General features: G+C 51.4%; 16 protein-coding genes. 6 read left to right on the top strand and 10 right to left on the bottom strand.

The genetic code is table 11. The features are described 5' to 3' along the window. Positions 1–879 precede the first annotated feature (879 nt). The 4 genes from MKD49_RS12335 to MKD49_RS12320 all read right to left on the bottom strand — a co-directional run bounded on the left by MKD49_RS12335 (position 880) and on the right by MKD49_RS12320 (position 5,715). Complete coding sequence (locus MKD49_RS12335; RefSeq protein ID WP_252696442.1) at positions 880–2,631, bottom strand: methyl-accepting chemotaxis protein; 1,752 nt, start codon at positions 2,629–2,631, stop codon at positions 880–882. 892 nt (positions 2,632–3,523) lie between these two features. Beyond that, positions 3,524–3,892 carry a VOC family protein gene (locus MKD49_RS12330; RefSeq protein ID WP_017451633.1) on the bottom strand — a complete coding sequence of 123 codons (369 nt, stop codon included), beginning with the start codon at positions 3,890–3,892 and terminating at the stop codon, positions 3,524–3,526. A gap of 558 nt (positions 3,893–4,450) precedes the next feature. After that, complete coding sequence (locus MKD49_RS12325) at positions 4,451–4,819, bottom strand: hypothetical protein (protein WP_252696441.1); 369 nt, start codon at positions 4,817–4,819, stop codon at positions 4,451–4,453. Positions 4,820–4,911: 92 nt separating this feature from the next. Next, positions 4,912–5,715, bottom strand: coding sequence for a helix-turn-helix domain-containing protein (locus MKD49_RS12320; RefSeq protein WP_252696440.1), 804 nt, complete (start codon positions 5,713–5,715; stop codon positions 4,912–4,914). 86 nt (positions 5,716–5,801) lie between these two features. Between MKD49_RS12320 and MKD49_RS12315 the strand changes: the two genes are divergently transcribed. Together MKD49_RS12315 and MKD49_RS12310 are read left to right on the top strand one after the other, a co-directional pair. Next, positions 5,802–6,131 (top strand): DHCW motif cupin fold protein, encoded by a 330-nt coding sequence (locus tag MKD49_RS12315; protein WP_252696439.1) that lies wholly within the window; start codon positions 5,802–5,804, stop codon positions 6,129–6,131. A gap of 41 nt (positions 6,132–6,172) precedes the next feature. After that, positions 6,173–7,381: an MFS transporter gene (locus MKD49_RS12310; RefSeq protein WP_252696438.1), complete on the top strand. Its 1,209-nt coding sequence runs from the start codon at positions 6,173–6,175 to the stop codon at positions 7,379–7,381. 102 nt (positions 7,382–7,483) lie between these two features. Here MKD49_RS12310 and MKD49_RS12305 read toward each other — a convergent pair whose 3' ends face one another. After that, the gene (locus tag MKD49_RS12305; protein WP_252696437.1) at positions 7,484–8,044 is read right to left on the bottom strand and encodes an alpha/beta hydrolase; all 561 of its coding nucleotides are present in this window, start codon (positions 8,042–8,044) and stop codon (positions 7,484–7,486) included. Between the two features lie 108 nt (positions 8,045–8,152). Between MKD49_RS12305 and MKD49_RS12300 the strand changes: the two genes are divergently transcribed. Continuing rightward, positions 8,153–8,623, top strand: coding sequence for an Lrp/AsnC family transcriptional regulator (locus tag MKD49_RS12300; RefSeq protein WP_252696436.1), 471 nt, complete (start codon positions 8,153–8,155; stop codon positions 8,621–8,623). 710 nt (positions 8,624–9,333) lie between these two features. Here MKD49_RS12300 and MKD49_RS12295 read toward each other — a convergent pair. Both MKD49_RS12295 and MKD49_RS12290 read right to left on the bottom strand, forming a co-directional pair. Beyond that, positions 9,334–9,669: a YetF domain-containing protein gene (locus MKD49_RS12295; RefSeq protein ID WP_252696752.1), complete on the bottom strand. Its 336-nt coding sequence runs from the start codon at positions 9,667–9,669 to the stop codon at positions 9,334–9,336. Positions 9,670–9,679: 10 nt separating this feature from the next. Then, positions 9,680–9,853: a hypothetical protein gene (locus MKD49_RS12290; protein WP_252696435.1), complete on the bottom strand. Its 174-nt coding sequence runs from the start codon at positions 9,851–9,853 to the stop codon at positions 9,680–9,682. Positions 9,854–10,081: 228 nt separating this feature from the next. Between MKD49_RS12290 and MKD49_RS12285 the strand changes: the two genes are divergently transcribed. The 3 genes from MKD49_RS12285 to MKD49_RS12275 all read left to right on the top strand — a co-directional run bounded on the left by MKD49_RS12285 (position 10,082) and on the right by MKD49_RS12275 (position 11,603). Next, entirely contained in the window at positions 10,082–10,258 is a 177-nt protein-coding gene (locus MKD49_RS12285) for a hypothetical protein (protein WP_252696434.1), read from the top strand. Positions 10,259–10,343: 85 nt separating this feature from the next. Next, positions 10,344–10,769: a CBS domain-containing protein gene (locus MKD49_RS12280; protein ID WP_252696433.1), complete on the top strand. Its 426-nt coding sequence runs from the start codon at positions 10,344–10,346 to the stop codon at positions 10,767–10,769. Between the two features lie 249 nt (positions 10,770–11,018). Then, the gene (locus MKD49_RS12275) at positions 11,019–11,603 is read left to right on the top strand and encodes a diguanylate cyclase (RefSeq protein ID WP_252696432.1); all 585 of its coding nucleotides are present in this window, start codon (positions 11,019–11,021) and stop codon (positions 11,601–11,603) included. A gap of 1,789 nt (positions 11,604–13,392) precedes the next feature. Here MKD49_RS12275 and MKD49_RS12270 read toward each other — a convergent pair. The 3 genes from MKD49_RS12270 to MKD49_RS12260 all read right to left on the bottom strand — a co-directional run bounded on the left by MKD49_RS12270 (position 13,393) and on the right by MKD49_RS12260 (position 16,800). After that, on the bottom strand, positions 13,393–15,141 hold the full coding sequence (locus tag MKD49_RS12270; protein ID WP_252696431.1) for a methyl-accepting chemotaxis protein: 1,749 nt from the start codon (positions 15,139–15,141) through the stop codon (positions 13,393–13,395). A 674-nt stretch (positions 15,142–15,815) separates the two neighbouring features. Continuing rightward, positions 15,816–16,343 carry a hypothetical protein gene (locus MKD49_RS12265; protein ID WP_252696430.1) on the bottom strand — a complete coding sequence of 176 codons (528 nt, stop codon included), beginning with the start codon at positions 16,341–16,343 and terminating at the stop codon, positions 15,816–15,818. After that, positions 16,330–16,800 (bottom strand): Panacea domain-containing protein, encoded by a 471-nt coding sequence (locus MKD49_RS12260; protein WP_252696429.1) that lies wholly within the window; start codon positions 16,798–16,800, stop codon positions 16,330–16,332. Before MKD49_RS12260 ends, MKD49_RS12265 begins: the two co-directional genes overlap by 14 nt. Between the last annotated feature and the right edge of the window lie 207 nt (positions 16,801–17,007).

Below are 17,007 nucleotides of genomic sequence, written 5' to 3'. Positions count from 1 at the left end.
GGTGGTATGGAGATACTGTAATTTCTGAAGAGCTCGCCTGACATCCGGGAATTCCCTACCGCACTAGCAATTTAGTTAAGGAAAAACCTGAACAGTAAGAACCAGCTTTAAGCTCATCGTTATACTTCGGCAACTCATCACATGATGTTCGCCGTCAGGCTATCCAAATGCCTTCCGATCCGGTGTTCTAATTGATGGCACCGACTTCCAGACATCTAAAGGCTAAGCGAAGCTATGAGAACAGCGATCAAGGCAGAGGCAACGACGGTCAGCAGAAAGGTAGTCAACATGATGCTCTCCTAGAATGAGTTCATCTTAGGCAGCATCCTCCCTGGTGGCTGTAGTGGTTTCCCCCAGCAAGCACTCAGACAGGTCAGGAATTTCCCGGGTGCCTAATCGTCCAGGCTTGTAAAAATTGCAAGATGATTGAGCGATATCGGTCGTTGAGGTCGATGGATTCCCGGATGAGCGTTATCGGGATTGCCCACTACCCGAGATTACGGCTGTCGCCAGCGGCTTTTAGAAACGGCTCGGCATTCGCAATTGGCTGCGAAAATCTCGCTCCGCAACTGCAAATCGAGCCACGTCCTAACCGGCCTTGCGGTCCGCCGGATTTTTGAATTGCGAAACAATAATTACCTTAAGCTTCTGATTTTTATCGTTTTCTCACAGATCCGTAAACAGATGCTCCAAATGAAAAAAGCCCGCGAATACGCGGGCATTTTCTTGGACAGACGATGTAGGGCCGAGACCGATAGCGGACATCCTAGCCGAAAGAAACAACGAGGATAGTCGGACGTCGAAACCGGTTAAGCATCCTAGCAAATCACACCGCGGAATAGACGGGCGTGGGCGGCCGCTGACTCACAACATCTTCACCTAAAATTGCTCCCAGCTACCACTATCATGGGAATCGGCGTGAAAGGCCTTCCCAGCAGCCGATTTGATAGCCGACTTGGCCGCCGAATCTACTTTATGCGGAGCCGCCGCCACCGGCATCTTCTGTGACGCTGGAGCTGGGGCGGTCACGGTTGCCATCGAGCGAGCTGCGCGTGCTTGTTGCTGCATGGTTGGCGTATCGTCGCGATTGAGTTTGAAGACGCTGACCGTTCCCGTCAACTTCTCAGCCTGCTCTTGCAACGACTGGGCTGCTGCGGCAGCTTCCTCGACGAGCGCGGCATTCTGCTGGGTAACCTCGTCCATCTGCGATATAGCGATATTAACCTGCTCGATGCCTTGACTCTGCTCTTGGCTGGCGGAACTGATCTCAGCGACAATATCGGTGACGCGTCGTACGCTATTGACCACTTCGACCATGGTGCTTCCTGCCTCTTCCACCAGCTTGCTCCCGACGTCAACCTGCGCTACCGAACCTTCGATCAATTCCTTAATTTCTTTGGCAGCAGAGGCTGAGCGCTGGGCCAGAGAACGAACTTCCGACGCAACCACCGCAAAGCCGCGGCCTTGTTCACCCGCCCGTGCCGCTTCCACGGCTGCGTTCAAAGCCAGAATGTTAGTCTGGAAGGCGATGCCGTCGATCACACTGATGATGTCGGCAATCTTGCGTGATGACTCATTAATCGAGCCCATGGTATTCACTACCTTATTGACGACATCGCCGCCAGCGACCGCCACCTCTGAAGCTGACACGGCCAGTTGGCTGGCTTGGCGGGCGTTATGTGCATTCTGCTTAACAGTGGAAGTCAGTTCTTCCATCGCCGAAGCGGTCTCTTCTAGCGAGCTGGCCTGCTGCTCAGTTCGCGAGGACAAGTCAAGATTACCGCTGGCAATCTCGGTGGAGGCAGTTGTAATGGTACTCGTGCCTTCGCGCACTTCAGAGACGACATGTAGCAGGCTTTCGTTCATTCTCTTAAGAGCCGCTAGCAGTTGGCCCGTCTCATCCTTGCCGGAAGCCGGTATGACTGCGGTCAGGTCGCCGCCAGCCACGCGCTGCGCCACCGACACTGCTTGCTCAAGCGGCTGAGCGATTAGGCGCGATACCCAAAGTGCTAACGTCATGGCAATTGCGATGCAGGCGATCAGCGTACCTATAATCCACAGTCGGGATTGAGCGTAGATAGAGTCTGCAACGGCATTGGAGCCATCCGCACCCTTATCGTTGACTTCGATGAGCTTGTCCAGGTTCTCCAACAGCGCGCGGTATGCACGCGTGGCCTCACCACGTTGCAGGGCGCGAGCTTCCTCGACCTTGCCTTGACGTGAAATGGCCAAGATTTTGTCATGCTCACTGAGGAAGATCGTGAGCAACTTCTCGACTTCTGGATATACCGTTTTTTCTTCGCGTTCCGAAATTTGCGATACGTACAGAGCCTGTTGTTTTCGCAGTGCATCGATCTGTTTCTTGGAGCTTTTTTCGATGTCCTCGTATTCCTTGACGTCTCTGGCCAGAAGATGCTGCATTTCAAAACTGCGGATGCGCGACAGTGTCAGCTGCAAGGTCGCAAGAGTGCGGATACTAGGAAGCCAGTTGGTCGAAATTTCCGTAGAAGCGCTGTTGACTTTGTCCAACTGACGGATAGAGAAAGCTCCGAGCGCAGCTACCATCGTCACCACTATGAGGAAGGTTACGATAAGTTTTTTAGAGATCTTAAGATTATAGAACCATTTCATTGTTGCCCTCCGCATTGTTATTGCCGCGATATACAGCGCCCATCCTGATAATCAGGATGGGCTGTAGCAGATTTTATTGTCGGAGGAATAAGTACGATATCAGGATTTTCCTGTCTTATTCGCCACATACATTATTGAAGGGAAGGGCTGTTTCTGTAATTCTCGACGTACTAATGAATACTGGTCCTCAACCAGCCCCTTTTCCGCCCAGCAGATGAAATGACTAATTGCTTAGAGGCTCGGAAATTGATGGCACTTGATTTTTCTGCTGCATCGCAATATATTTAAAGCGTCTCCTCCAATTTCCTTGAAATTGGATTAAGGCCCTCCGCTCTCATAGCCGAGGGCTTTTTTTTGCCCAGAAGCCATGATCTATACGTGTAATTCGCCAATCGCCTAAGAAGTAATTCTGATGAAGCAGACAGGAAGAAGGAGCCGATTTGTCCGTAATCTATTTTACGATAAGCTGAAAAATAGCTGGGAAGGTCCATTTCTGCGGCGACAGCGGGGGACAACCTGTGATCAGGATGGGCGATGACATTCGCGTTCAGCGACGAAAACTCCGCTCCGCAATTCCAAATTCGCCCCATTCTAATTGGCTTTACGGGCCACCATGTTTTTGAATAGCGGAGCAATAAACACTCTGAGCCCTTGATTTTTATGGATTTCCTCGCAGATTCGTAATCAGTAGGTCGACGGTTCGATTCCGCCCATCAGCACCAGTAATACACAAGGGTTCCGGCTTATGCCGGGACCCAATTTGGGTAATAGACGCCTATCTGTGTAATAGAATTGCCCGTAGAAAGGTTTATGGCCCCAAAAAAAGCCCGCGATTGCGGGCTTTTTTTATTGGCTTAGACGTCAGCTTCTGGCCGAAAGCAGCCGCTCTCTTTCACGCTCGCTGGCGATATTCTCTACTGGATATCGATACCGAATTTCCATCAGGATCTTTCGCGTTAGCGAATTGATAGCCATTTGCCTGATGGGTACTGCCGAATTCCAAGCCTCTTTGCGCCGAGTCGGCCTTAAATTTTTCAACATCGGAAACGCTGAACATCAGCTTGACCACTGCCTGCCCAAATTTCAGAGATTTGGCTGCCTGATGAATCAAAAGGTTGATGCCAGCACCTGGAGCATTCAGTTCGATGAGGCCGTCATCTACTTCACCGGTCGTCTTGAATCCGAAATGATCTTTGTAGAAAGCACTGGTTACGGCGGGATTACGGGCGTATATCAAAATCGTATTGAGCGGTGCAGTCATGGCTTTGAGCAGAGGAATAGGAAATTTGAGAGTTTGGCCCAAGGCCCTTGGCTACCGACTTTATCAATAAAAGCTATTTTTTTCAGCCAGTATCTGACTCTTCGGGAAAGTCTGCTTCTGGCCGATAGCGGTCATTTTGGCTCATAACCCATATCCTTCCTTTTTTGATAAACCCGGCTCCACACATATAAGCCAAAGACCACGCCGATCAATACGATATAAACGCAGTAGATGCCAACGAAAGTCAACACACAATTTAGGACGTGCTCACGGGAAAGCATGGAATTCCTGACAGATAATTTGTTAGTTAAAAGTTATACTTTAACTAACAAATTTGGCATCGGGATTTTCCTGAGTTCTTTCGTGCTGACCTTCTTTGTTTGGAGAAACGGTGCATGCGTCTCAGCAAATACGCCGGGGATAGATGGGCGTGGAGCCAGGATTTTCCATTAGCTACCCTTCACAATAAGCTGAAAAACAAATTATTATCCAATAGCAAGTCTAGCGACGAACGTCCGCTTGTGGCCGATTGCGGCCGTTGCCTGAGCAAGTCCTATCTCAAGTCGGAATACCCGTTCCGTCGTTTAATTTGCTGATACGCCATCGATTCATGTCTGTGTACTCAAACTGGAAGTCATACTCAAACTGGTCATTGATCGTCAACAAGAAAACGCCGGCATTCTTGCCCAGGTGCGAAAAAAGCTCACCTCCCGAGCGAGCGATAGGATGGAAAAAGGCCCTATTTTTTATGACCTCGATAATTTCAACGTCATTGCCGGAGACATAAGAGCCCTTTGCCTCAGTGTTTCCATCTTCGAATTGAAGTCTTAGATAGGCTTTTTCCCAAGCTGATGTGCTCCCCTGCACCAACTGTACGAATGCTCGGGCAACCTCGATGATGACTGGCGTCGTTTCATTGTTGATCATTGGCTATTCTCGTTCGTGATTCTGAAGGGAAAATGACAGCCTACAATGGCCCGACGGACCGCTTCTGGCCGGGTGCGGACATAATTTCCGAGTCATAATGGCGATCCATTCTGCATGAATTCTCGCGGTGTCTTTCCGAACTGCTGCTTGAAGGCGGCAACGAATGAGGAGCTGCTGCTGTAGCCTACGTCTAACGCGACTTCTGTCACGCTACGTCCGCTGGCCATGAACTCCAACCCCCGACATAGACGCAAGCGCTGGCGCCATTGGCGAAAACTCATATTGGTTTCACGCTCAAACATGCGCGCCAGGGTTTTGCTAGAGACATGGATGCGCCTGGCCCAAGCGTCAAGTTCGCGATCATCGCTGGGATCCTGCATCAGACATTCGCATATGATCTTGAGCCGTGCATCGCTTGGCAGAGGTAAATACATTTCGGCTTCCTGCAAATCTGCCAATTCGTCGAGCAGGGTGGCGAGCAGGCGCCCAGCGCGGCCCTGCTCGTCATATTCCGGCGGGAGCTTGGCCGCCGCTACGATCAGTTCACGCGTCAGTGCCGTAACCTCCACCACGCGGGACCGATCAACCACCATACCTGATGTCGCTGCAGCGGTGAGATAGAGGCTGCGAAAGCTTACTTCGGTCTGCGCGCTGACCTGGTGCCGCATCCCGGCGGGAATCCAGACAGCAAACCGCGATGGCACGGTGAAGCTACCACTCGGCAGAGTAACCCGCAGCATCCCAGACGTCGCATACAGGAACTGTACCCACTCATGCTGGTGTTCAGCGAAATGCGCACTGGACGCCATGGCCTGAGCGCGTACATATATCGGGCGCGGCAATTGCGTCAGTGTCGGTGGTATCAGCAACATATCTTCTTGTCCATTTGCCGACATTTAATGTCCATTATTCGTTATTCGGACAGACGGTAGCATGGCTATGCTGTACACCCACAAGTTTTTTTTATTTGAGAGGACGAGACATGCAAATAGCCAACATTCCGTTCGGCATCACCGAATGGGAAGATGTCGAAAAGACAGAGCACAAAGGGGAACAAGGCGTCGCCTGGTGGCGCACCCGCCAGTTCGGTGCCATTCGCGTTCGGATGGTGGAATACAGCGCTGGCTATCTCGCAGACCATTGGTGCCGCAAAGGACATATCCTGCTGTGCCTTGCAGGGGAGTTGGAAAGCCAGCTGGCGGACGGACGGACCTTTCTGCTGACTCCTGGTATCAGTTATCAGGTAGCCGACAACGCCGAGGCGCATCGCTCTTACACAGCGAGCGGGGCTACTTTGTTCATTGTGGACTGAGCCGCTCAGGCATCCCATAACACCGCAAAGGTCTCCACTCCATGGAACAGCAGCGATCAGCCTCCGCATCCAAGCAGGCACCACAAGCATTCGCGTTATTTTGCTTGGCCAGCTATCTTCTATCGATGTCGTATGGGACGACGTTTCTATTGTCGATCTTCATGGGCAGCAAAGGTGGCAGTGACGCCGATGCAGGGACGGTAATTTCTGTGGCCATGGCCAGCACCTTCTTCGCCGTGGTTTTCTCGGGCCACGTATCGGATGCAATCGGGGCGGCGCACGCGATTGCCTGCGCGGGTCTGTTGCTGGGCCTGGCATGCCTGGGCTTCACCATGGTTCCTCCTCGGCTGCTGGCGTTTTGCGGCTGTGCGCTCATCCTCGGTCTGGGCTGGGGCACTTTCTATACCCTGGGCCCGATCATCGTGGCTATGATGGTGCCGCAAGCGCACCGGACGAAGCACTTCGCGCTCCTCTCCGGCTGCATGATGGCTGGCATCGGTAGCGGTCCGCTCATCGGCCGTACGGTGACCGCGTCCGGCCTCACGCTGCACCTGGCGTTCGACATTGCCGCTGTCGCCAGCATGGTGGGCGCGGCGCTGTTCTGGAGGCTTGCCCCTGGGCTGTCCAGGCGTCGAGAAGACATTGAGGACGGCATACAGGGGCATCGTCTGAACTGGTCCGCCTGCGTCAGCGTATGCCGCTCCAAAGCCATTTACTCAATCATTATGGTCGGGCTGAGCGCGTGCATTTTCGGCGGATTATCCAGCTTCCAGACCTCCTATGCACACATCAAACAGCTGGACTATGCTTTGTTCTTCATGGGATTCATGTGTGCTGCGATCATTTGCCGGTTGTTCATCGCCCGTCTTGTCGTTAAGCGCGATCCCTACATCGCGTCCTGTGTCTTGAGCGCAGTCATGGCGGTGTCGGTTCTGATGTTGACGCTTTTCGTTGCCACACCGCTCAGCTACCTGATTGCGGCCCTCACGCTGGGAACCGGATATGGCTTGACCTATTCGGTCATCAATGGACTGGTGGTGCAAGAATCGCCACCGGGATTGACATCCCAATCCCTGCTGCTGTTCAGTCTCGCCTATTTTCTCGGGGTATTCGGATTCCCGTGGATCGCCGGAAAATTGATCTTCCATTGGGGCCTCATGGCTTTCCTCATTGCAGTGCTGGCGATTGCCCTCGCTAACTGGTTCATCACTCTGTTACGGCTTCGATGGCGTACCAAGGCCTTCCGATAGCCGATTTATTGTCAAACAGGCTTGGAAATCGTTAAGTAGCTTCTTCTTTGCAATATGCGCGTATTGGCTAGAACCCATTTCATAAAAATGCGTGAACAGGCCCTAGAGCTTCCCTTGGCCATAATCGATGGAGGTGGATATTCTTGCGAGCAACTCTAGCCCTTCCGGCCAAGCACCTAAGTTGCTTTCAGCATTTAGATGCCCTTTCGCTCCGACATTGACGAACTCGCTGCCCCAGGCATTGGCGCATTCTCGGCTATGCTCCACGCTCCCGTAGGGATCGTCGGTGCTACTGACGACCAGCGTAGGAAATCTTAATTGTTCAGAAGGCAACGGCAAGAATCCATGCGCCGCGCAACGTGGAAATGAAGAGGATGCAGGATCGGGAACGGCGACCAGCAAGGCGCCTCCAAGTTTCTTCTGCGATTGTACAGCCCAATGTGCTACCGCTAGACATCCAAGGCTATGTGCTACCAGCAACGTGCCTGCAGGAGCATTGACAAGTTGTCGCTCTAGTGCGGATACCCAGTCTTCGCATTCAACTTTGTCCCAATGTTCGACCATGAGGCGCCGCCAATTCGGATGTGAAGACTGCCATAAGCTCTGCCAGTGCGAAGGGCCGGAGTTGCCGATACCAGGAACCAGAAGGACGGAATGATGCATTTGCGAAGTCTCCATTGATGAAACAGCGCTCATTGTATGAAGAGCGGAATTAAGGCACCATGAACCTTCGAATGAATTGAAGGCTTCACGTGAATGAATTAAAAAAAGATGAGTGACTCTACGAATGAAATCAAAGGGGATGAGCTAGACCGCCTGGATTGGCGCATCTTGGAGGCGCTTCAACACAATGCGCGCATTAGCAATACGGCACTGGGAAAGGAAATTGGTTTATCTCAACCAGCAGTCACCGCACGCATCAAGAAATTGGAAGACCGGGGTGTCATCGAAGGCTACGCGGCAAAAATAAATCCTGGCTTGGTGGGTCACAATATCTCTGCAATGGTGCGGATCCGCACGACCCACGCGGAGATCAGACGCTGCCTGCTCGCCTTCGAGACGATGCCAGAGGTTATTGATGCAGACCGCATTACAGGGGAGGACTGCTTTATTGTGCGCGTCGTGGTGGAAGGGATGGCGCAACTGGAAGCCGCCATCGATGCCCTGGCAAGGTTCGGGTCTGTTACCACTTCAGTAATTTTGGCAAGCTACCCTTCGAAAGCTATCGTTGCAAGGGCTTGAATCTCCTTTACGATTGCAGTCCGTGTTCAAGGTGACCCCAGTTGCTGATTTTCTCGCAGAATTGCCCCGCTCCATTTGACCCACCTTCCGTTGTCTTCCGAAGGCAGCCACCCGGCCATACGACCCTTCATATCCCAGTTCTCTTAGATCCAAGAACATCTGTTTCAGGATTCGTCCCTGCTTGCGCGATTTAACCGCCTCAGCGCTGAGCCAGGCTGAATGTCCAGGTGCGAATTCATCTAGGGAACTGGATGACTGCCTTGAGGGATAGGAAGGCTCGATCGCTCCGGATCGGATATACCGACGAACCGTGTTTCGAGAGATGTCCAGGGGAGATTTCCCTGATCGCTAGAGCATCTGCTTCTGGTCGATAGCGGAAGTCCCATAACGGCATTGAGAAAGAAGCACGGAACAGCCTTTCCTGCCGCCTGTCCATATCAAGTCGGCGTAATTGTGCACAACTGGGGGGCCGGCAGCTCCCCGCGACGATCGCCTTGCAGCGTATTCCACTACAACGCAAGCAGTTGAAAAAACATGTTGACCTTGCCTCCCGGGAAAATACATGCAAACTGCACAGTTTGCGGACGGCGAAGAACGATTGTATGACCACATGATGACGCATGGGATCAAATCACGGAAATAGCCGAGCTCTGGCGAAAGTCCTTGCCTGCCTATTCAATAGATGAGTAATGGTGCAAAGCTAATTTCCCCTACTCGGACTTTGTGCGAATACTGATTTCTCCATTTCTTTCGAGCGCAGCACTGGCAACCTCATCCAGGTCGATACCACCTCCTTTCTTGCGTAAAGCAATCTTTAGATCGGCATGGCTGATTAATCCTGACCGCATTTCTTCCCGATTCAATTTTCCCTCCCGAACTAGCTGACGTTCATGGCCGCTGACCAGGTTATTCAAGGCTGGCCAACGCATGATAATCATCGCAAGCGTCCGATGAAGAATGACGATAGTCGCTCCGGCGCGCAATGTCGGGATCATCGCAGAGGCACCTGCCACGGCCCTGCTTAAGATGGCGCCCAACAGGACCATCAAGCAGAGATCAAAGGCGCTCCCCTGACCAAAGGATCGCCGACCCCGCTATGCGCAAGAAGGTCAGCGTCGCGACGAAGACTATGAGGGCACGTATAACCATGGCCGTCGCATTCAGATCATCGTTCTTGTCCCATAGGTCAAGGCCCGCCACAACGCTACTCAGTGCAGAAGAAATATCCATTTCGTGTCTCCTCTGTGATTCTGCGTTTTGATACTCCTAAATTGGGTTCATTCCGGTCGAGATGAGTTGATATCTCTTCTCATCAAAAGTCGCTGACCTATCCGACAGCAGAAACTCACCGCCCAACGCTACGATCACTGATAGCAGCTGACTTGCTCTATCCGTAATCTAAGCGTTCGGAAGTACTCAACACATCCGATCTTTGCCAACTGATCAAGGAGATTGCAAATGTCTAGCGAAAATACGCGCGGCGGCAGCCACGAACAGCACGTCAAGGCAGGACAGCAGAGCCACAAGAATTCCCCGGCTTCCAGCAGCAGCACCAAGTCGGCCAGCCCATCACATGGCGGCTCGCACGAGCAACACGTGAAGGGCGGCCAGCAGAGCCACAAGAACACCAAGTGATCTGCTGATCGTGCAATGAGTACCGGCCGTCTGATGGCGGCTGTTTTTTCGCTTGCAGAACAGTTTTAGATTTGAGGAGATCGTCATGACCACCGTTTCAGAAGTAATGACACGCGGCGCACGCACCATCACTCCGCAAGACCAAGCGATGCTGGCTGCACAATTGATGGATCAGATGGACGTCGGTTCCCTCCCAGTCTGCGAGGCCGGCAAGCTGGTAGGAGTCGTGACCGACCGAGATCTCGTAGTGCGAGGACTCGCCAAACGCCAGACGCTGGAAGGCGCCCAGGTGAAGGAATTCATGAGCAACGAAGTGGCGTTTTGCTTTGAAAACCAGTCTGTAGAAGAGGTACTTGAATACATGGGAGGCGATCAGTTGCGGCGCTTGCCTGTACTGGATCAAGAGAAGAGGTTGGTCGGTATCGTCACCTTGGGCGATATCGCCTCCAAGGAGGAGCAGCCAAAGACAGATGAGGCATTGGCTGAGATTTCAACCGATCTGCCCAAGTAAGGCCGTTATGCCTATCGAGTTCAAAATTCAACCGCGGGAGAACTGACGCCCGAGGCAGTCAATGTCTAATGCCACGCTTACGCCTCAGAGGGGAAGCACATCGAAAACCGCGATACCGACACGGGTACGCCGAATAAGTAGATTGCCCAGTCGGAAGTGGACACGATTGATCCCAGAACCGGTGGAGCTTGATAGCGTGTAACAAAAAATATTCTCAGAAGAACACCATGTGCGCTCTGATCTATCACTATGGAAGCTGAAATTATCGGCGAGCGTTACCTCATGTATTTTGTGGTGCCGGTGTGGCTTTGCGCTGGCCTGGCTGATTGGTATTGCCATAAGCGTTCTCATATCAGCCAACATGGCGGTTTGCGGGAATCTTTACTGCATTTGCTCATGTTGCTAGAGATGGGTGTCCCTGTGTTGGCTGCTCTTTTCTTTGAGGTCAACGCCCTTGTTCTTGCCGTAATGATCTTCGCATTTCTTGCGCACGAGGCGACTGCCCTTTGGGATGTCACCTATGCTGTTCATCGCCGGCGGGTAACCCCCATAGAGCAGCATGTCCATAGTTTTCTGGAAATGGTCCCGTTGATGGCGCTTTCCGTGCTGGCCCTGATACATTGGGGGCAGTTTCAGGCGCTATTTCGCGCTGGTGATGAGATAGCGGACTTCAGCTTGCGCCTCAAGCAGGTACCATTACCTGCAAGCTATATTGGGGCGGTATTGTTCGCCATAGTTCTCCTGGAGGCGCTGCCCTACCTACAAGAGCTTACATCAGGAATTTGCGCACGCCGACATACACATAAGAAAAGCACATCTACTAAGAACAAATAGATCGCCAGCTGTTCTCTGATAACCAGAATCTTCCGCTTCGAAAGCTATTTTTTTCTTGATGTTCAGCTTCTGGCCAGAAGCCGACGGCTATTAGTTCTTGCAAGACCAAACGCGCTTCCACTTGATCGCTTCAATACCCTCTGCATTGCTTCGCTATTCTCGGAGGCGTACATAACATCAAAGCGGGGCGAATAGCCATCTGCATCAAAAAATTGGAGAATTGCAATTCGACCTCCAAACTTGGACTCGAAACCAAATTCGCAGAACGGCGTTGACTTCCACTTCAAGGGACGTATCAGCTCATTGCGTCGGGCCATGAAAGTCAACTACGTGGTAGCCACAAACGCACAGAGCAACGATGCTCCCGGCGTTAATTTGCTCGAAAACGATTTCTCGCTCGGGTAATTCCTGCTCCTTCACGAGATTGAGCTATTCTCTCGCTGCGCTCAAGCTACCAAGCATTTCTCATTATCCTCTGCTCAGTTTCACTTGGCCCCGAAAGTAGACGTCCAATCCCAGAAAAATCTGGTCCTCAGTGAGTTACCCACTTCGCAGCGACATTAATGCGATACGCGATTAAATTGCTAACTATAAATAAGGAAACGACTGATAGCGCTGGATCTTGATCGGCGCATACTGAGCTCAACAATTCATGATTAGAGCAAACATGCGCCTCACTTCACAATTACTGATTATTTTGTCAGCGCTTTCGGGGGCAGGCATTCCTAAGCTTGTATCGGCTGCCAGCTCCGCCCGGCTTGGCGTAAGTGCATTTGTCTTAACCCGGTGCAACATTAAAGTCCTTGTCACGTCTACCGGCCAACCAAATACCACTAGCGCGTGCAGCGACGACACCAAGCCAACGATTCTGATTAGTTCTGAGAACATGGCCGAAAGTAAGAAGTCAAGTTTTGGGGAGGGCATGACGCCTAGCGGAGGCGGTATAGATGTGACCGTGACATATTGAGCGGTCTAAGGCGCTAATGGCTAAGCATTTCCGCGTGAAAACATCAATAATGGTCAAGCAGCGAAAGCGATTACCGTTCGAAAGTCGTTCTGCGACACAGTCCAAGCTCCAAGCCTGACCAGGGTGTGTCGTAGGTGACCGTTGAGGGCGCGTGGCCTGAGATTTCGAACGACGACCTTGTCGATATCGAAGGCTGAGGCCCTCTTCCCTATAGATACGGTAGATAACACCTGTGCTATGACCAAAACCTCCCGCCTAAGTAGGACACCGATCTTCTTAGCGAACTCGTCTGACGGCAAGTTCCTTCATTCTCATGCGCAAATCCGTTTGTGGATTTTTACAACTCTTGTATTGGTAGACGCGACGGGAATCCCAATCAGCGCACACGCCCGGCGCTTAGAAGCACTATAGAAGCCCTTCAGGTAGTCAAGGATCGATCGGCGCCGATCTGACTTCACCACTCTTTTTTTAATGACGTCTGCGAGCATAGCCTTAGGCGCGCGAGCTGCTCGGTGATGCGTGGGCCCACGCGCCAGACATCGCCACTTCAATCATCACCCGCAACCGGTCGACCTCTGCCGGCGGCAGGCTGCACAGCTCGCATAACACAATGGTCGGCAGCGGCATATTTTAAATGACTCATATAGATGAGTGATATTCTATTAATAATTTATATACTTTACTCACGGCAATTCATTGCAGTACTGTCCGGGTACGTTGATCTGAGGTCATCTTGGTTTGGCTGAAGTCGGAGGTGCTACACCTTCAAGGTAACGCCCCCTGACAGCTCTTTAGGGGGCGGCTATTGTCTAACTCAATGCCTTAAAATTGCGACCAGTCTCTACTGTCCTCTACGCCAATCTTCGAGGTGGAGCTAACAGGTGCAGCTCGCGATATCTTTGGCTGCGATGGCTTCCCGTTCGTTATTGCTCCCTCTATCTCGTGACTTATGACGTTTACAGGTTGCTTTTGGGCTCTTTTAAGTGTCGAAGTGTTTTGTGGCGGTCTGGCAGCCGAAAAATCGCGAGTGCCCAGCTTAAAAATGCTCACTGTCTCGCTCAAGTGCTTTGATTGCTCTTGCAATGATTGTGATGCTGCAGCAGCTTCTTCAACTAATGCGGCATTTTGCTGTGTTACTTCATCCATCTGCGTGATTGCCTGATTAATTTGTTCGATGCCATCACTTTGCTCGTGGCTGGCAGCGGAGATCTCTGCGACTACATCAGTAACCCGTTTGACGCTGGATACCACCTGGCTCATTGTCGAGCCTGCCTGTTCCACAAGGCGACTACCGTTCTCTACCCGGGTCACCGATTCCTCAATCAGGACTTTGATCTCTTTTGCTGCGGAGGCACTGCGTTGTGCCAAGACGCGCACCTCTGACGCCACGACTGCAAATCCACGTCCCTGTTCGCCGGCCCGGGCGGCCTCTACAGCGGCATTCAATGCCAGAATGTTGGTCTGAAAGGCGATGCCATCGATAACACCGATGATGTCTACGATCTTACGCGAGGCTTGGTTGATTTCTCCCATGGTTTGAACTACTTGATCGACCACGCCGCCCCCGTGTATTGCCACGTCCGAAGCGACCACAGCCAGGTTATTAGCTTGGCGTGCATTTTCTGCGTTTTGCTTGACCGTGGATGTTAGTTGCTCCATTGATGATGCAGTTTCCTCCAGTGCTCCTGCTTGTTCCTCTGTACGGGAGGATAAATCGAGGTTGCCGGTAGCAATTTCTGACGACGCAGTGTTGATGGTGTCCGTACCCTCACGCACTTGGGAGACGATGCGATGCAAATTTCCATTCATTGTCTTTAATGCCGAGAGCAGCATACCGGTTTCGTCCTTCGTGTTAGCCTCGATCTGTTGCGTTAAGTCTCCTTCTGCTACAGCACTTGCAACCTTCACTGCTTCATTAAGAGGACGAGTGATAGACCGTGTCACTAACCAGGCGCTTATGACGGAAATAATGATGGCAATGCCAGAGAAAATCAGGACGATAGAGATTGCCGAGTTGGCAGTTTCCTTACCTACGGTGACGCTGCTATCCATTTGCGCCTTTTGGAATGCTACGAATTCATTTAACGCTGAAAAATACTTGTCCTGCAGCGGGATCACATGTGTGAACAGATGTTCTGTTCCTTCTTCTCTTTTTTGTTGCTTGATCATCGCTTTCAGCTGATCTCGGGGTATTTGGTAAGCTTTTCGAGAATCCTTCACTGCCTTAAGTAACTCAGCGCCACGAGGTGTATTAATTATCTTTTCCAGTTCAGCAAGGGATTGGTTGGTCTTAACACTGTGCGCTTCCGAGCGCCCAAGAAAACGCTCCATTTCTTCTGCGCTGCGAGCGAGCAACGCATTTCGTAAGTTTCTGGCGGCACCGTTAACGCTATCAGACATTTCTGAGGCTAATGCAATTTTGACGTATCGATCATTCGCAATTTCCGTGTTGGCCGCATCAAGAGAAGATAGACTTTTCAGCGATGTTCCCGTGATCAGACACATAATGCCGATAAGCAGTGCGAAGCAGGTGGCTAATCGGGTACTGATCTTCATATTTCTGATGTTCATATTTTCTCCTGGATAGATACTGAGTTGATACCGACGTATCAACCCATAGGGCCCCCCCTTTCATGTCCAGATATCTAGTTTTTGATTGTGCGTGAATCGGCGCACTACTTAGTCAAAGTCACGCGAGCGAGTTCTCCGCACTGATAGTTACATTCAGTGCAGGCTTTTTGCCATTGTGAAAATTCACTTTGCTAAATCGGAAATCAGAAGTGCAATGCTGAACGCAAGACTCTTGACCGCATACTTTAACAACGGGCTTATCTCTTAATTCTTTAGCAAAATTTTTAGTGACTTCTCTCTGGGAAAGGGATTTACGTGTGTTTTCGCCTTCAAAGACGGCTACGCATCATTAGGGGGCTTCGGGAACGAGGGCGGCGGGGGAAAGTGTTGTCTTTTTGGTATCGATGGCGTGAACTTTCGCCTTCGCGCGTGCGGTTGCCCCCACCCCGCGCCTGCCCGCTACATAGGTCGGTTTTGACTCAAATTTGCGTCAGTCGCTGGGGCCCGCCTGGCCCGGCTTGATACCCCCGCTGGCAGGCATCAAAACTGACGCATTTTGACGCACCACAGGTGCATTTTGATAGGCGTCGGACAGGCCAAGGTTGCAGGCGCAAAAAAATGCCGCAGCGATCGTTTTAACGATGGCTGCGGCGTTTTGTCATGAGGCAGTTCGATTACTTGGACTTCTTTTCTTTCCTATTTTTTTCGGTCTTGTCGTTTTTTTTCGACTGCGACCGGAAGAGCCAATATGCCGCGATACCATAGAGACCGACAACCGTGGTCGTCGTGGATGTCATGAACGCAATTAGCACCGAATCTGAAAGATTAAATTCCAGGTTTTCGTAACCGGCAATAAAAGAAGGGATAGGGAATTTCCCAAATCCTTGGATCAGCAAAACTATCCAGAGGATTGCGATCCAAAGAATCGCGAGCACAAAAAGCCGCTTGGCGTGCTTTTGTCTTAATTGATGGTTCTCTTTGTTTTCCTGGAGCTTGTGAGCAAGCTCTTCATCATTGCGCTGGAGTTGCCGCACCTCAGATTCCAGCTTTAGCTGATCCAAGGGCTTTTTAGGATCAAACTCTTCTTGCGCATCCTCATCACCGAAATCCAGAGGAATATCTTCAGGCAAAAGATGCAGCCCCAGCTTATGAGAAGCCGAGGACTGCACATTTTTCTTTTTCTCGCCGTCAGGTTCCTGCATTCCGTTGAACGCGATTCTTATAATATTCTTTGATGATCGCGTTCGGGATCATTTCATAACGGCCATCCGGCCGGTTCCAGATTTGATCCCAGGGCGTTTTAGGCAAATGAGTGATTTGCGAGAGTTGAATTGCCGTGTGATTTCGATACGCTTCCCATACGGCCATGATCGCCTCATCCGCTTGAGGATCATTTTCCAAGGTACTACGCGTTTCCGGGGCTAGATCAAAGTCAACTTTGTCACGCCCGTATTTCCGCAGCTTCTCGTAGAGAGGCGGAATCACCGGTCCGAAATCCCAAGCCCTAATCGGCTCCTCAATCAGCGGCGCATCAAAACCTGCCAAATAGACCCCATGCGCGAAAAACACGAGCTTCTGAAGCTTCATGTTAGTCAAGGTCTTCCCTTCAGCCGCAGCTAGATCAAGGAAGCGTTGAGCCACAGCGAGTGCCGTTGCCATACATTCTCCTTTCGATCAAGTGGGTAAAAAAAGTCTGGCGCGCGAACTATAGCATAAGGTACACATTGAACACTGTTTATTTATACAGTATATGTCGCTGACCTACATCATATTTGAGTATTAAGCGGCAAATTTCAACGATCCATAGCTAAGTCCCAATACATCACGCTAGGTTCCTGCGGTCAAGCAATGTTCGCATACGCGGGC

The organism is Herbaspirillum sp. WGmk3 (genome assembly GCF_023952535.1).
GTDB lineage: Bacteria > Pseudomonadota > Gammaproteobacteria > Burkholderiales > Burkholderiaceae_D > Herbaspirillum > Herbaspirillum huttiense.
Note: the sequence above shows the minus strand (reverse complement) of the source record. Positions and strands in the feature narration are given on the sequence as shown.

Bases quoted from the DNA above. Each gene is read 5' to 3' on its own strand.
- MKD49_RS12295 (WP_252696752.1), bottom strand. From the start codon at position 9,669: ATGGTCCTGTTGGGCGCCATCTTAAGCAGGGCCGTGGCAGGTGCCTCT.
- MKD49_RS12305 (WP_252696437.1), bottom strand. From the start codon at position 8,044: ATGCATCATTCCGTCCTTCTGGTTCCTGGTATCGGCAACTCCGGCCCT.
- MKD49_RS12290 (WP_252696435.1), bottom strand. From the start codon at position 9,853: ATGGATATTTCTTCTGCACTGAGTAGCGTTGTGGCGGGCCTTGACCTA.
- MKD49_RS12275 (WP_252696432.1), top strand. From the start codon at position 11,019: ATGGAAGCTGAAATTATCGGCGAGCGTTACCTCATGTATTTTGTGGTG.
- MKD49_RS12270 (WP_252696431.1), bottom strand. From the start codon at position 15,141: ATGAACATCAGAAATATGAAGATCAGTACCCGATTAGCCACCTGCTTC.
- MKD49_RS12315 (WP_252696439.1), top strand. From the start codon at position 5,802: ATGCAAATAGCCAACATTCCGTTCGGCATCACCGAATGGGAAGATGTC.
- MKD49_RS12325 (WP_252696441.1), bottom strand. From the start codon at position 4,819: ATGATCAACAATGAAACGACGCCAGTCATCATCGAGGTTGCCCGAGCA.
- MKD49_RS12320 (WP_252696440.1), bottom strand. From the start codon at position 5,715: ATGTCGGCAAATGGACAAGAAGATATGTTGCTGATACCACCGACACTG.
- MKD49_RS12260 (WP_252696429.1), bottom strand. From the start codon at position 16,800: ATGGCAACGGCACTCGCTGTGGCTCAACGCTTCCTTGATCTAGCTGCG.
- MKD49_RS12285 (WP_252696434.1), top strand. From the start codon at position 10,082: ATGTCTAGCGAAAATACGCGCGGCGGCAGCCACGAACAGCACGTCAAG.
- MKD49_RS12335 (WP_252696442.1), bottom strand. From the start codon at position 2,631: ATGAAATGGTTCTATAATCTTAAGATCTCTAAAAAACTTATCGTAACC.
- MKD49_RS12330 (WP_017451633.1), bottom strand. From the start codon at position 3,892: ATGACTGCACCGCTCAATACGATTTTGATATACGCCCGTAATCCCGCC.
- MKD49_RS12265 (WP_252696430.1), bottom strand. From the start codon at position 16,343: ATGCAGGAACCTGACGGCGAGAAAAAGAAAAATGTGCAGTCCTCGGCT.
- MKD49_RS12280 (WP_252696433.1), top strand. From the start codon at position 10,344: ATGACCACCGTTTCAGAAGTAATGACACGCGGCGCACGCACCATCACT.
- MKD49_RS12300 (WP_252696436.1), top strand. From the start codon at position 8,153: ATGAGTGACTCTACGAATGAAATCAAAGGGGATGAGCTAGACCGCCTG.
- MKD49_RS12310 (WP_252696438.1), top strand. From the start codon at position 6,173: ATGGAACAGCAGCGATCAGCCTCCGCATCCAAGCAGGCACCACAAGCA.